The organism is Congregibacter sp. (assembly GCF_045107095.1).
GTDB lineage: Bacteria > Pseudomonadota > Gammaproteobacteria > Pseudomonadales > Halieaceae > Congregibacter.
On sequence record NZ_JBGCFU010000060.1, the window covers coordinates 1 to 14,976 of the forward strand.

At 54.0% G+C, this 14,976-nt stretch carries 9 protein-coding genes; 7 read left to right on the forward strand and 2 right to left on the reverse strand.

The features are described from left to right. The coding region (locus AB8B76_RS09855) for a hypothetical protein (protein ID WP_405272099.1) at positions 1-738 on the forward strand (738 nt) is incomplete at its 5' end. Positions 739-959: 221 nt separating this feature from the next. On the opposite strand, the gene AB8B76_RS09860 is transcribed toward AB8B76_RS09855, so the two are convergent. Then, entirely contained in the window at positions 960-2,201 is a 1,242-nt protein-coding gene (locus AB8B76_RS09860; protein WP_405272100.1) for a dipeptidase, read from the reverse strand. Between the two features lie 300 nt (positions 2,202-2,501). On the opposite strand from AB8B76_RS09860, the gene fadB reads away from it, so the two are divergent. The 4 genes from fadB to AB8B76_RS09880 all read left to right on the forward strand — a co-directional run bounded on the left by fadB (position 2,502) and on the right by AB8B76_RS09880 (position 7,894). Beyond that, the gene (fadB, locus tag AB8B76_RS09865; RefSeq protein WP_405272101.1) at positions 2,502-4,649 is read left to right on the forward strand and encodes a fatty acid oxidation complex subunit alpha FadB; all 2,148 of its coding nucleotides are present in this window, start codon (positions 2,502-2,504) and stop codon (positions 4,647-4,649) included. A gap of 20 nt (positions 4,650-4,669) precedes the next feature. Beyond that, a complete protein-coding gene (gene fadA / locus AB8B76_RS09870) occupies positions 4,670-5,845 on the forward strand; it encodes an acetyl-CoA C-acyltransferase FadA (protein WP_405272102.1) in 1,176 nt (391 codons plus the stop codon). 152 nt (positions 5,846-5,997) lie between these two features. Next, the gene (locus tag AB8B76_RS09875) at positions 5,998-7,020 is read left to right on the forward strand and encodes an amidohydrolase family protein (RefSeq protein ID WP_405272104.1); all 1,023 of its coding nucleotides are present in this window, start codon (positions 5,998-6,000) and stop codon (positions 7,018-7,020) included. A 55-nt stretch (positions 7,021-7,075) separates the two neighbouring features. Continuing rightward, on the forward strand, positions 7,076-7,894 hold the full coding sequence (locus AB8B76_RS09880) for a cyclase family protein (RefSeq protein WP_405272105.1): 819 nt from the start codon (positions 7,076-7,078) through the stop codon (positions 7,892-7,894). 105 nt (positions 7,895-7,999) lie between these two features. On the opposite strand, the gene AB8B76_RS09885 is transcribed toward AB8B76_RS09880, so the two are convergent. After that, entirely contained in the window at positions 8,000-10,678 is a 2,679-nt protein-coding gene (locus AB8B76_RS09885) for a TonB-dependent receptor (RefSeq protein WP_405272107.1), read from the reverse strand. A 560-nt stretch (positions 10,679-11,238) separates the two neighbouring features. Between AB8B76_RS09885 and AB8B76_RS09890 the strand changes: the two genes are divergently transcribed. Both AB8B76_RS09890 and AB8B76_RS09895 read left to right on the forward strand, forming a co-directional pair. After that, positions 11,239-13,593, forward strand: a complete 2,355-nt coding sequence (locus AB8B76_RS09890; RefSeq protein WP_405272108.1) for a TonB-dependent receptor — start codon at positions 11,239-11,241, stop codon at positions 13,591-13,593. 215 nt (positions 13,594-13,808) lie between these two features. Next, positions 13,809-14,976, forward strand: a 1,168-nt coding sequence (locus tag AB8B76_RS09895; RefSeq protein WP_405272109.1) for a two-component regulator propeller domain-containing protein, incomplete at its 3' end; no start/stop codon positions are given.

The window sequence follows — 14,976 nt, forward strand, 5'->3', positions numbered from 1 at the left end:
CCCAATACGGCGCTGGCGAGCCTTACCTTCAAGAACATCTACACTAGTTTCACTGGCGATCTTGCTGGCGCCGACGACGAGTCTGGGTTCACTACCCTCTTTCAGCCGTCATTACCTTTCCCGCTAGCTAACGGTGACAAGATAATCTGGCGTCCCGCGGTACCGATAATTGGCGATCAGCCGGTTTTTGATGGCACAACAGCCAACTTCGACTCGGAGTCTGGTATAGGCGATATCGGTTTCGACCTCATTTACGCCACCACCAGCGAAACAGGCGGGCTCAGTGGTTATGGCTTGTTCGCATCCATGCCTACCGCAACCGAAGAGAGACTCGGCAAAGACAAATGGACGCTGGGCCCGGAGATCTTCCTTGGACAGGTTTCGTCAAAGAGCGTCGTAGGCGCGCTTGTGAACCATCAATGGGACATAGGGGGTTCGGACGATGTCGTTGAGAACGTGAGCATCACGACTTTCAACATATTTGCTTCATTGCTCCCCGGCAGAGGCTGGAACTACGGCTCCGCTCCGATCATCACTTACGATTGGGAGAACGAGGACTGGACTCTCCCAATGAACTTCAATGTCGGCAAAACCGTCGTCCTGGGCGGTCGCCCCTGGAAAATATCGGCCGAAGTTAACTATTTCGTTGAACAGGCCGACCAGTTTGGTCCCGACTGGAGTGTCGCCCTCAACTTAACCCCAGTTGTCAGCAACGCCCTTGCGAACTGGTTTAGGTGAGTTAGCGCGTTTAAATGGCGAGTGTTAAAACTCCACAACTAAAAAGGCCCCAACGGGGCCTTTTTTTAGATGGCGGAGGGAGAGGGATTCGAACCCTCGAACGGTTACCCGTTACACACGTTCGAGGCGTTCTCCTCCAAACCAACGCTGACGTGGGCTGGTCACACCAGCCAGACTGGGGAAAGGCATCAAGTCTATGTCCACGGCGGCTTTTGCGAAGTTTAGCGAGTGAAGAATTTGTCTTGAAACTCCTGACGCAGCCGCAGCCGCTTCGGGTAGTCGCTCAGAAAACGCTCCGGCGGAACACCTTCCCATACCTGCGACCAAACGCGCATCTTGTTGCCACCGTATATCTTCGCAAGATCTTCGTTCGAATAACCTCTCGCCCACAGCTCATCCGTGATGGCTGCAAGAATCTTTGCAAGTTCGCCATTTCCTGTGGCGCCTTTCTCGAATGCGTTGAGCATATAGCCACCATCGTTATAAAGGTCGGCATTGGCCTTCGCGAAATTCACGACGAGTTCGGTAGAGAACATGTCGTCGGAGGCGATCCCGACGTGTTCTACACCGACTAACTGCACGTAGTAGTCAATCATGTCCGCCGCTTGCTTCGGCGAAATGTCATCCGGCCAGACCCCATCCATCATCCACTCCGTAAAGGTGGGGGAGATGTATCCGCCTGATTTGGCAGCCCGGATCGCCTCGTCGTCCGGGATTGTCCTGTAACAGCCGCGAGGTGTGGCACCGGGTTCGTTCTTGTAGAGGCCTGAAGGGACCGAATGTGTGTAGGAAAACGGAACGCCCGGATAGTATTCTTCCATATAATCCATAGCCTCGTTTGCGGTCTTGGATCCAGTGTGGCTAAGGTCGAGAAGGATGCCGAAGCGAACCAATTCGTCGATCAATTTTTTTCCGTAAGGTGTCAGACCAATATCGAGACCATTGTAGGCAGACAGCTGTCCAGACCCCGGGCGGAAGGTATCGTTGTACGCAATGATCATGCTTTTGATGCCGATATCCTTGAGCAGGGCCACACGCCTTAAGTCGCCATTGAGCAGCTCGGCAGACTGGCTGTTCCAGATGACGGCGGTTTTGCCTTGAACATGAGCTGCCTCGATGTCACGCGTGTTGTGAACGATCAAGAATTTGTCCGATTGCTGCGCCATCGCGGCCCGAAAGTGATAATGCTGATCTTTAAATGTCTCCCAGGTCATATCGGCTGCGGAAACAGTAAATTCGTGGCCTGTTATGCCGTTGTCCCGCGCGCGCTGAAAGTAGTCGTGAAGCTGCGAGGGTTGTGTCCAGCCTGTGCCATAGGGGCTGGCGAGCATGCCGATAACAATAGTATCTTTTACAAATTGCTGTGCTTTGTCCGTAGAAGGCCAGGTCTTTGATTCTAGGCTAGCAAGCGCGCTACTCGCAGTGAGCATGCAGACAATAAAACATGAAATCAGCCGATTCACATGATTCTCCTAACAGGTTCAACAGTAGAATGAATACCTTCGGGATTGGGCTATCGTGAGCATAACCCGAGGCTATCCGCAGCATAGCAAAAACTGCCGCTCCTAGGTGAGAAAGCGGCCGCCCATAGTCCAAAGCCACTCCCTTGTAACAAGCCACGTCCCTTGCCCACCTCGTTCATACAAATCGTTTCTAGCTAAGTCGCATGATTCGTGCAGGCTTCCCTGCGTCACATCCCTCATATTGACAGTGAACACATGCAGGAGGATCATGCGCAGCCTACAATTTGGGGGATAGCAGCCATGATCTATCAGAGCGACGCAATTACGCTCCAACGTCACGACAATGACATTCTTGAAATGCGGTTCGACCTTCAGGGCGAATCAGTCAACAAATTCAACCAACTCACCGTGCAGAGTCTTACCGAGGCGCTAGATGCCATCGATAAAGAAGCTGATGTCCGAGGCATGCTGGTCACCAGCGGCAAAGGGGTATTCATTGTCGGTGCGGACATCACTGAATTCACTAAGATGTTCGATGCCACGGTAGAAGAAATTCAGGCTTTCTCCAGCGGACAGAATGGCAACTTCAATCGTCTGCAGAATTTGCCCTTCCCTACGGTTGCTGTGATCAACGGCTTCGCGATGGGCGGTGGTCTGGAAATCTGCCTCGCTTGTGACCTTCGCGTCATGAGCACCGTCGCCAAGGTGGGATTGCCCGAAACCAAGCTCGGCATCCTCCCCGGCTGGGGTGGCACCGTTCGCCTGCCCCGCATCATCGGTGTTGATGAGGCCGTGATGTGGATGGCCACTGGCCAAGAGAAGAAAGCGGAAGATGCGCTGAAAGCCGGCGCAGTTGACGCAGTGTCTGCTCCCGAGCAACTTCAGGATGTCGCCCTACGCACCCTCGAGTCCGCTATCGCGGGCAAGCTCAACATCGAAGCACGGCGCAGCGCTAAAAGCTCACCGCTGCCCTTGAATGATACCGAAGCGATGATGGCCTTCTTCACCATCAAGTCTATGGTGGCCCAGCAGGCCGGTAAGAACTACCCGGCTCCTATTAAAGTGGTCGAAGTTATCGAAGCCGCTCGAGGCATGGGTTTAGAGGACGCCCTGAAGGTAGAAGGCGCTGGATTTGCTGAGCTCGCCAAAACTGACGTCGCCGCGGCGATGGTGGGCTTGTTCCTCAACGACCAGATGTTGGCAAAAGTCGCCAAGGGCTGGGAGAAAAAAGCAGACAAGAAAATCGCACGGGCTGCCGTCCTAGGTGCCGGCATCATGGGCGGCGGCATCGCCTACCAGAGCTCCCTAAAGGGTGTGCCCATCAAGATGAAGGACATCGCACAGGAAGGATTGGACCTCGGCCTAGCCGAGGCGAACAAGTTGTTGTCCAAGCGGGTATCCCGCGGCCGTATGACCGCTGACAAGATGGGTGCGGTGCTCAATGCTATCGATCCCACACTCACGTACGAAGGCTTTGATAGCGTGGACATTGTTGTAGAGGCCGTCGTTGAGAACCCGAAGGTCAAGCACGCGGTGCTCGCCGAGACCGAAAAGCACATCAGCCCGGATGCTGTGCTGGCATCTAACACCTCTACGATTTCCATCGACTTCCTCGCAGAAGCCCTGGAGCGCCCGGAGAACTTCTGCGGCATGCACTTTTTCAACCCGGTACACGCGATGCCCCTCGTGGAAGTCATTCGAGGTGCGAAGACTTCTGATACGGCTATCGCACGCACCGTGGCCTACGCCAACCGTATGGGTAAGAAGGCGGTCGTAGTGAATGACTGCCCGGGTTTCCTCGTCAATCGCGTACTCTTCCCCTATTTCGATGGCTTTTCAAAGCTGGTCCGCGACGGCGCGGACTTCCAAGCCGTCGATAAAGTGATGGAGCGCTGGGGCTGGCCCATGGGTCCTGCTTACCTGTCTGACGTGGTTGGTATCGATACGGGTGTTCACGCTGCGGGCGTTATGGCTGAAGGCTTCCCCGACCGTATGAAGATGGACTTCAAGACCGCTACCGAGACTATGTTTGAGAACGATCGTCTTGGACAGAAGAATGGCAAAGGCTTTTACGAGTACGTCACAGACAAGCGCGGCAAGCCAAAGAAGGTCGTCTCTCAAGAGACCTATGAGCTCATTGCACCGATCACCGCTGAGCGTACAGAGTTTGAGCGCGAAGAAACCATCGCTCGCATGATGCTGCCTATGTGCACCGAGCTTGCTCGCTGTGTCGAAGAGGGCATCGTTGGATCACCCGCAGAAGCTGATCTTGCGCTGCTGTACGGCATCGGCTTTCCACCCTTCCGCGGTGGTGTATTCCGATGGATGGATTCCGTTGGCCTGGCGCACATCGCTGAGCAATCCGAAAAATTTGCCCACCTCGGCAAAGCCTATGAACTGACCGACGGTATGCGCGCCAAACTCGCCGCCGGCGAGACTTACTACTAAGCGCACAGGGAGATATTGAGATGAGTGTTAATCCAAGAGACGCGGTCATCGTCGACTACGCCCGCAGCGCCATGGGCCGGTCCAAGAATGGCTGTTTTCGTAACGTCCGCGCGGATGATCTGTCCGTCGCGGTTATCAAGGGCCTGCTGGCCCGTAATGAAAAGCTTGATCCCGCCGAGATCGATGACCTGATCTGGGGCTGCGTTCTACAGCGTGGCGAGCAGGGAATGAATCTGGCGCGCTTGCTGGTACTCGGCGCACAACTGCCCTTCACAATCCCAGCGCAAACGGTCAACCGTCTGTGCGGGTCATCTATGTCAGCTCTGCATACTGCAGCGGCAAGCATCATGGCAGGGCTTGGGGATGTTTACCTGGTAGGTGGCGTAGAACACCTTGGCCATCTGCCAATGATGGACGACGTCGACGTGAATCCACGTATGGGTCTGAACGTTGCCAAGGCGGCAGGCATGATGGGTATGACTGCTGAATACCTTGCCCTGCTTCACGGTGTAAGCCGGGAAGATCAGGACAAGATGGGCGTTCGCTCTCATCAACTTGCCCACGCCGCTACGGTCGCGGGTAAGTTCGACCGGGAGATCATTCCGGTAGAAGGCCACGATGAACAGGGGGCACTCATAGCCGTGGAGCAGGACGAGACTATTCGACCTGAGACATCCATGGAAAGTCTTGCTCAGCTTCCCCCAGCGTTTAACCCTCAGGGTGGCACGGTGACTGCGGGGCAGTCATCACAAATCTCCGATGGCGCATCTGCGATGCTGGTGATGTCCTACGAGAAAGCCCAGGCACTGGGACTGACACCTATCGCAAAGATCAATGCTATGACCACAGCGGGTGTTGACCCCTCTATCATGGGTTATGGCCCCGTACCTTCCACGCAAAAAGCGCTGAAGAATCTCGGCTTGACCATGAAAGATATCGAGATGGTCGAGCTTAATGAGGCCTTTGCCGCACAGGCGCTCCCGGTTCTAAAAGACCTTGAGCTGCTGGACGATATGGAAGACAAAGTGAACGTGCACGGTGGTGCCATCGCCCTTGGCCACCCCTTTGGCTGTTCCGGCACGCGTATTACGGGCTCTTTGCTGACGGTAATGCAGGACCGTGATCAAACTTTAGGGGTATCGACCATGTGTATCGGTCTAGGTCAGGGCATCACAACGGTAATCGAGCGCATCTAAAGCTCTCCATTAAAGCTTGACCCAAGTACGATCGCCAGCGGCCTCTTTTAGAGGCCGTTTTTCATTGTGTCTTTGCAATCATGGTGGCAAGTGGTTAGCGTAACCCGACGTAGAAAACCGTAGTCAAAAACAAAAAACATAAGGAGACTGGCATGGATTTGTTCCATGAAGATCATCCCGCGTGGTTAGCGCAGGTTAGCGAAGACATCATCGACCCCGATCAGCCGATAATCGACCCGCACCATCACCTGTGGCCCGACATGATGGGCGATATCTACAACGTAGATGAGTTAGCGGTAGACACCGGCGCGGGCCATAACGTGATTGGTACGATGTTTATGGAGTGCGGCACCTGTTATCGCGAAGACGGCCCCGAGCACGAAAAATCTTTGGGTGAGACCGAGTATGTACTCGCTCAGGCTGCGCGAATTCGCGAGTTGAATCTGGGCGCTCCCATACTCGGCATGGTCGGCCATATTGATCTGCGCGAATCCGCCACGCTTGACGAGTCGCTGGATAAGCATATCGATTTGGCCGGAGACTTCTTTAAGGGAATACGCCATGCGGGCGCGAGCGCTCCTGCGGGCGACGCCGAGAGCATGCTTATTCCTGGTCCTGCTCCCGCCGATCTATATCGCTTAGGGGAGTTTCAAGCCGGTGTTCGCCGCTTAGGTGAGCGAGGACTCTCTTACGATACCTGGCACTACCACTTCCAACTTCCGGATTACATCGCTCTGGCAAAAGCCTGTCCTGACACTACGATGATTCTTGATCATTTCAGTACCCCTCTGGGCGTTGGCAGTTTTGAGGGTAAGCACGACGAAATCTTCGCTGCATGGAAGGATCACATGCGAGAACTTAGTGAGTGCGAAAACGTGTCTCTCAAGTTGGGTGGTCTGGCCATGCCCGACAATGGCTTCGGATGGCACTTGGCCGAGCGCCCCCCCAGTTCTGACGAACTCCTTGAAGCCCATGGCCGTTGGTACCGTCACGCGCTGGAATGTTTTGGTGCTGATCGCTGTATGTTCGAGAGTAACTTCCCCGTAGATCGGCTTTCACTGTCTTACACGGTTTACTACAACGCCATGAAGAAGCTGACTGCAGGCTTCTCTTCTTCGGAGAAGGATGCATTGTTTGCAGGTACCGCTCGTCGCGTCTATCGGCTCGCTGACTGACCGGCACCAAACAAGTGGAGAAGCGCCGACGCCCTTTTATTAGGAGAACATCCCCATGAGCACTAATCCGTCGATACAGACCGCGAAGTTGTTGAAAAGCCCGAAACGGCGGATTGTTGATCTGTCTATACCGATTGAGAACGATGTAGCCTCGGACCCCGAGCCCTTTCGGCCCCAGGTGACCTATCACCGTCACGATGGCACCCATGATCAGCTCATGCCGTTCTTCCCAGGACTTGAAAAAAGCGATCTGCCCGACGGCGAAGCGTGGGCCGTAGAAGAGGTACAGCTCAATACCCACAACGGCACGCATATGGACGCGCCCTGGCATTACCACTCGACCATGGACGGCGGCGATCCGGCCTGGACGATTGACCAGGCGCCGCTGGACTGGTGTTTTCGGGCAGGCGTCAAGCTCGACTTCAGACATTTTGAGGATGGCTATGTAGTCACTGCTGCCGACGTGGAAGCCGAGCTCGCGCGTATTGAATACGAACTGCAGCCCTTGGACATCGTGGTGGTTAACACCAGTGCCGGAGCAGCCTACGGCGATCCCGACTACATACATCGTGGTTGCGGTATGGGGCGCGAAGCAACGCTCTACCTTACGGAACGCGGAGTACGAGTGGTGGGCACAGACGCCTGGTCCTGGGATGCACCGTTCCTGCATACCGCAAAAAAGTTTGCGGAATCAAAAGACCCTTCAATAATCTGGGAAGGCCATAAAGCTGGTCGAGATATAGGGTATTTTCAAATGGAAAAACTACATCAACTGGAGACCTTGCCTGATCATGGTTTCGAGATCTCCTGCTTCCCCGTGAAAATCAAGGGCGCATCAGCGGGTTGGACACGTGCGGTAGCTATTCTGTCTTAATGATCCAGTCCGCAACGAACTCTTAGCGCACCCTAAAAAACCAAGACGAAAAAAAACCGCCGACTCGTGAAGCCGGCGGTTTCTAACTTCTATAAAGCCTAAGCTTTAGAAGTTGAACTTCACTCGTGCATAGAACAGCTGACCGCGCGGATCGTGATGCTTAGGGTCGAAGCTAAAGTTTACGCCGTCCCAAGCGCGAGGCGCTTCCTCATCAAATACGTTCTTTGAGCCCAGGGTCAACGCTGCGTCTGTGTTCCCAAGGTTGAAGTTGTAAACATACTGAAGATCCACGGTTAACCAAGAGTCAATATCTTGGCTAAAACCATTCGCTGCAGCCGCCGCCGGTACCGCTCTGGTGGTCTCATATCCTGAGGTATAAAACCCGAGAACCGCAAGCTTGTGATTACCCATGGTCCAGTCCAGAACACCGTTGATCTTGGTCTCGGGAATGGATCGGGCAAAGTTATCGTAGTTAAAGAAGCCCGCTACATCTTGAACCCCCGTGTCATCAACACAACCCTGGCCGCTGGGGCCCGTGCAGGGAATTTCGTAGCTCAAGAAGTGTGATGCATTGAGGTTAAAGCCAAACATACCTGCATTTGCCGTTGGAATAGTCCAGTCCACGGACACATCGATACCATCGGTTTCCACGGATGCGGCATTTACGTAGTTGGTAATAACGCCCTGCAACTGCCCTCCTGGACCGCCGAGACGCAAAATAGAGTCACCGTTGGGGTCATCGTTGAGCTTGCCCTGGGCAGACTCAGAAACAATCACGTCCTGGTAATCAAAGCGCCAATAGTCGATACGGAAAGTTAGGTCATCGGTTGGCGTAAACACAGCTCCAAAGTTGAAGTTGGTTGACTCCTCAGGCTCGACGTCCAGAGTACCGGCTGTATCGACGCGTACAAAGACCGCACCACCCGGGTTGAGAGGATCAGCCAAACCTTGAAGACTGGTCTCTTGCGAATAGAACTGCTGCAACGAAGGCTCTCTAAAGGCCGAAGACGCTGAAGCACGCAGCACTATAGAGTCGGACGCTTGCCAGCGAACAGCAATTTTTGGATCTATGCTGCTGCCACTTTCAAGGTCCTCGTAACGTGCCGCCAGGTCTACTTCAATGCTGTCCGTCAGAGGAATGTTTGCCTCCGCAAAAACCGCATAGGAAGAGCGGGACTCATCCACAGGGACACCACCACCCAGGAAGATCAAATCCACCGGAATCGCTAGGCCCGTGTCGGGATCAATCTGCTGAGTGTAGATCTCATTACGCTCAATCTCGTAGCCCTCTTCGCGCCACTGAGCACCAAACGCAGCCCCCACAGGGCCGGCGGCCATTTCAAACAGCTCGCCACTAAACACCACATCACCAACAAGCATTTCGGTGGTTCGCTCAGTGAAGGTATTTGTACTGATGTAGTCGATCAGTTCCGGAGAGTTGGCATTAGGGTCGAAGGGACTAAAAGTCTCGGTGCCGCTAGCGCCGCCCTCACCTCTCAGGCCTGCCTCCAGGCGAGACTTGATGGTGTCCGGTTGAATCGCTTGTCGGACGTTTGAGGAGTACGTCAGAGCCGTATACCAGTCCCAACCCGAGTTAAAGCTTCCTTCAAAATCGATAGAAGCGCGAATCGTTTCACTATCACGCGGGGCCAAAGGAGATGGCGCTTCCGACCCAAGGGGACGACCGTACCAAAGCACCGGCACATTAAACGGGCTGCCTGCCTGCCCGGGAAAGATCAAAGGAAAGGCAAGGTTCGGATAGGACGGCGACTGCGGATTATCCAACACCTCGTGATGTGTCCAACCAAGCTCAACCGTCATCGCGACATCGTTGGCAAAATCATGGGTCAGGTTACCGTAAAGTTGAGTCTGCTCTTCTTCGTTAACCAGATTGAAACGCGGACCGTACAAGAAGCCACAACGGCCACCACCTGCGGGTGTGAACGCGGGCCCAGGGGCTCCACCATTGGCAACACAGTTAGGATCGGGGATAGTCTCGAAAGCACCAAAGGATCCTGCATAATCACCTACACCTTCGCCAGGCGCTACGGCAATAAAGCTACGACCCAATGAACTGATCGCGTTCTCAGTGGTGTAAGGACGATCTGCAGAACTCAGTGGGTCTTGCTGTCGAAAAGTAGCCGACAGCAGCAAATTAGTACTGTCACCCAGTGCAAATCCGGCCAGCGCATTGACGTCGCTTGTGTCCTGGCTGTCTGTGGCCGTCGTCTGATAGCCGCCGGATAGCTCGAAACCTTCAAAATCTTCTCGGAGGATAAAGTTAACAACACCAGCGATTGCGTCGGATCCGTAAGTTGCGGTTGCACCCTCTTTCAGGATTTCTACACGCTGCAGTGCGGCCATGGGAACCGTGCTGGTATCAACAAAGACACTACCGTCGTTAGCAACGGCAGCCGCCATTGTTTGACGCTTACCGTTAATCAACACAAGCGTCGAAGTCAGACCAAGGCCGCGAAGGTTAACGTTGGAAGTTCCCTGAGTTTCGCCCGCTGTAAAGGAGTCAGGGTTGTTCTCCGCGCCGGAGCTAACCGAAAGGCGGCTTGTAAGCTCTCCGATAGTTATCGCGCCTGTGTTGGCGATGTAATCGCTATCGAGCACTTCTACGGGACTCGCCTCGTTCTCGCCCGTTGATTTAATAAAAGAACCTGTGATCAGGACTTCTTCAAGCTGTCCGCTGCCTTGAGCATAAGCGGTAGTACTAATAACCGCGCTGATCGAAGCCGCAATCAACGTTCTTTGGAACACGGGCGTTTTGCGTGTCATAGAGTGCCTCATTGTTTTCTTATGAATTATTTTTTTAAATCGCACGACGACTGCAGATAGGCAAACGTCGCGAGGCTTGAGTATAAGAAAAAAACAGCGGATAGATATAGCCCTTTTGGGACTTGGAGGAAGGCAAAATTTTGCGCAAACCGCAGGCGTCACACTTCACGCTGCAGGAACGCAAATATCACCATCGCAAACTTACCATGCACTGCAATGTGTACTATTTACACAAGCAGCCCCGGTAGAAACTCGGATCCCCCTATAAAACAGGCACTAAGGCAGTAATCTTCCCAACATCTGCTCTGGCAAGCACCCCCTGAACTGGTTAAAATCTCGCCGCGCGGCCAAGGGGCTTGTTCTACCTAACGGCCGCCGTAAATCTATAAGAGCGATAACAATTAAAGACAGTGATATGCGACAGGCAATAGAACTTCTAAACGCCCTCGCTTCCTGACGTAAAGCAGGCACTGATTTGTCGTGCATTACTTTTGCATGTCCCGGGCGATTGCACCCAAACCATTAAAAATACTCGCAAGATACTAAAAAGGATGCGCTCCATGAGTTCACGTAAATCAATCACACCCGCGACCCCGCGCTTATCAAGGAAGCCGCTGGTCGCTGCACTCGCCACATTGCTGGCCGGCAGTGCCATGTCAGCTATGACGCAGGCTCAAGAACAACCACAGCGTCGAGGCTCAGCTGCGTTGCTCGAAGAAGTGGTCGTAACCGCGCGAAAGCGTGAAGAAGGCTCACAGGATGTGCCGCTGTCTATCACCGCCTTTGGCGCCGACCAGATCGAAGCACTCAAGGTCCGTGATCTCACCAGCTTGTCTGTTGGCATGCCCAACGTTGCTCTGGATGATGTGGGCACAACGCGTGGTACCGCTAACTTCTCTATTCGCGGCCTCGGTATCAGTGCATCTATTCCCTCAATTGATCCCACGGTAGGTGTTTTTGTAAACGGCGTTTATCTCGGTGTTAACAACGGCATTATTTTTGACGTGTTTGATCTTGAGAGCATCGAAGTTCTCCGCGGTCCTCAGGGCGTTCTTTTCGGACGTAACGTGACCGGCGGTGCGATCTTGATGAACACCAAAAAGCCCGGCGAAGAGTTCGAAGGTCAGGCGCGCTTTGCAGTTGATGGCGGCGGCGATGGCGGTTTGAACTACTACGCCATGGGTACCATTGGTGGTCCCGTGACCGACAACCTCGGCTTGAAGTTGACGGCCTACTACAACGAAGACGAAGGTTACTTCCGTCGCGAAGCATTTGAGCCAAATGGTGTTACCGCTGAAGATGTTGGTGCGGTTGAGCAAACCATGATTCGCCCTACGCTGGTGTGGACTCCTACGGATATGTCAGAGTTGGTCGTCCGCTACGAGTACACCGACATCTCGGGTGACGGAGCAGTTGCCCAGTCCCACACCAACGGTCGTGGTGAGCCCGGTGCATTCGTGAACTTCGATCGCGAAAGCTTTGGCAACAGCAACGATTTTATCGGCTATCAAAACATTGAGACTGACTTTTTGACGGTTGAATACAATCAAGGCGTTAGCTTTGGCGACGGTACAGTGACTGCAATCTACGGCTGGAGAGATTCTTACTCAGAGTCCGGCAGTGATATCGATGGCCAGCCAGTATGGGCCTTCCACTCAGCGGCATGGCTAGAGACGGAGCAAGACAGCCTGGAGCTTCGCTACAACGGCCAGTTTGGTGATTTTAATGTCACAACAGGGGCCTACTGGTTCGAGAACAATCTGGGGTATCACGAGCGTCGTAACCTGGCCGGTGCACCAGTCGGTAACCTGGCTCCCGCCGTCATTCAGGACGGCGGTGGTCTTTACGGTGTCGAGACACTTGGCGTATTCGCAGCTGCGGACTATGACATCACTGATCGTCTGACACTGACCGCCGGACTGCGCTATACCGACGAAGAGAAGTATGGCGACATTGCCTCTCTTGCAGCCAACCAGAGCGCAGGCATCGGCTTTGACCCAGAGGGCAACCCAACCTATGCCTTTGATTTTCGATGCAACCTTGTCGATAGCAGCGAAGGCTTTGAAGTGTGTCCCTTTGACTTTAATGGCAAGGATGACTGGCAAACCTGGTCTCCCAAGGTCGGTGCCAGCTACGCTTTGACCGATGAAGCCCAGATTTACGGCCATTGGTCGCGGGGCTTCCGCTCAGGTGGCTACAACCTCCGAAACACCACGCCGCTTTTCACCCCAGAAGCCTTTGACGAGGAGCAAGTAGATAACTTCGAACTCGGCTACAAGTCACAGCAGTCCTGGGGACGATTGAACGCCGCCTTCTTCTATACACAGGTAGAAGACATGCAGCGCGAAATCAACTTTGCGGACCCTGACGCAGGTGTTGTACAGATCATCCGTAACAGTGCAGACGCAACACTCTGGGGTGTAGAACTGGACGGCACCTTTGCGCTGTCGGACAACCTGCTGATGATGGCGTCGTTCGGTTACATCGACGCTAGCTACGACGATGTGTTTTTCGATCTCAACGGTGACGGCGTGATTGATGGCGCAGATAAAGCCCTGGGCTTGCCACGAGCTCCCGAGGTCACCTACAGCCTTGGCTTTAACTACGATATGGAGCTTGGCAGCTGGGGCTACGCCACAGCACGCATCAACTACGCTTATCGTGATGAGGTGTTCTTTACCGATAACAACCTGGGATTCATTAACGAGCAGGATATTCTGGACGCGGGTCTGGATGTTTACTCTAACGATGGCAACTGGGTGTTCTCGCTGTACGGTCGCAACATGCTCGATACGGTCAAGCACGGTGGTGATACGCAGCTTTCACCAACGCTTGCCGGCGTACCTACAGGCGGGACTTTCTCGCCTCTGATGCGTGGCCAGACCTACGGCGCGGAAGTTACCTTTAACTTCTAATCGTTATCTACGACTACGAGCCGGCGGCGCGCAAGCCCGCCGGCTTTTTTGTATCTGCAGTACGGAACATTCACTGCCCCTGTCACATAAAAAAGATCTCGGGTAACCTGCTGCCCCAGATATTCAACAAATGGGCAGTAAAGTTGCAGACTCGGGAGCCTCACAAACGGTGTCCTTCCCTTAAAAAACGCGTGTGCTCCAACGGGCGCTGGGGCATGTTGATAGTCTTTTTCCTGTTCATTGCAGGCACATCGACAAGCAGCATGGCGCTCAATCCCGACCGTCTCCTCAGTCAATATCTTCTTGATCATTATGCTCGCGACTCGGGTTTGCCATCAGACCGTGTTTGGGTCAGTGCCGAAGGACCTCGTGGCTATCTTTGGGTTGGCACTCAGGGTGGCCTTGCCCGTTTTGACGGCGTCAATTTCACGAGCTACAACCAACAATCCCATCCTGCATTCAAGGCCAGCGATATTCGCGCGCTGGAATGGACATCCGATGGCGATTTATGGATAGGCACCTACGGCGGCGGCGCAGTTCGCATGCGCGGCAACGAGTTTACAGCCTTTACCACCGATGACGGGCTAGTCGGCAATGTCGTCTATGACGTTCACCGAACCATCGACGGATCGATCTGGTTTGCAACGGATCAAGGCGTTAGCCAACTCGTCGCGGACGAGTTCAGCTCTTGGACTGCGGAAGATGGATTGACATTCAACGGAGCGACCCACATAGCTGAAGACCAGCAGGGAACTCTCTGGTTGAGCAGCCTCACCGATGGCGTCAGTTTTTTCGATGGCATTCGCTTTCAACATATAGGCCTGGAGGAGGGCTTGGATTCCCTACAAATACACATGCTTAGGTGGGACGAAGAACTAGGCATTATTGTAGGCACAGCCACTGGGAGTATTTACCAATTATCTACCACGCAAGCCCCAAAGCTGCTGCCAGGGTCCAAGCCTGTGGCAATAGAAGAGTATCTTCGCGATCGGGATGGTAATCGCTGGCTGGGCAGCTACGGCGAGGGTCTATGGAGAGCCAATGCCGATGGAAGTGAGACTCGCTTTAACTTCGGAAACGGCAATGAGACCGAACACATATTTAACGTCATTGAGGACACTCAGGGAACCCTTTGGATCTCGACGACGCGCGGGCTATTCGGCCTGCGCGATAGCCCCTTCATATCTTTAGGAACAGCAGAAAAGCTTGCGGACTCTACATTTGTTGTGACCGCTGACAATGACGGGACGGTTTGGGCCGGCAGTGAACCTCACGGCTTGTTTCGCATCACGGCCGACGGGAAACTCTCCCAGCCCCACCCGGAGCTCATCAATAAGACGATATCTTCTCTTTTGGTCAGTGCTGATGGCAGCTTATGGGTCG

Excerpts from the sequence above, each read along its gene's own strand:
- AB8B76_RS09890 (WP_405272108.1), top strand. The coding sequence starts at position 11,239 with ATGAGTTCACGTAAATCAATCACACCCGCGACCCCGCGCTTATCAAGG.
- AB8B76_RS09875 (WP_405272104.1), top strand. The coding sequence starts at position 5,998 with ATGGATTTGTTCCATGAAGATCATCCCGCGTGGTTAGCGCAGGTTAGC.
- fadB (WP_405272101.1), top strand. The coding sequence starts at position 2,502 with ATGATCTATCAGAGCGACGCAATTACGCTCCAACGTCACGACAATGAC.
- AB8B76_RS09885 (WP_405272107.1), bottom strand. The coding sequence starts at position 10,678 with ATGACACGCAAAACGCCCGTGTTCCAAAGAACGTTGATTGCGGCTTCG.
- fadA (WP_405272102.1), top strand. The coding sequence starts at position 4,670 with ATGAGTGTTAATCCAAGAGACGCGGTCATCGTCGACTACGCCCGCAGC.
- AB8B76_RS09880 (WP_405272105.1), top strand. The coding sequence starts at position 7,076 with ATGAGCACTAATCCGTCGATACAGACCGCGAAGTTGTTGAAAAGCCCG.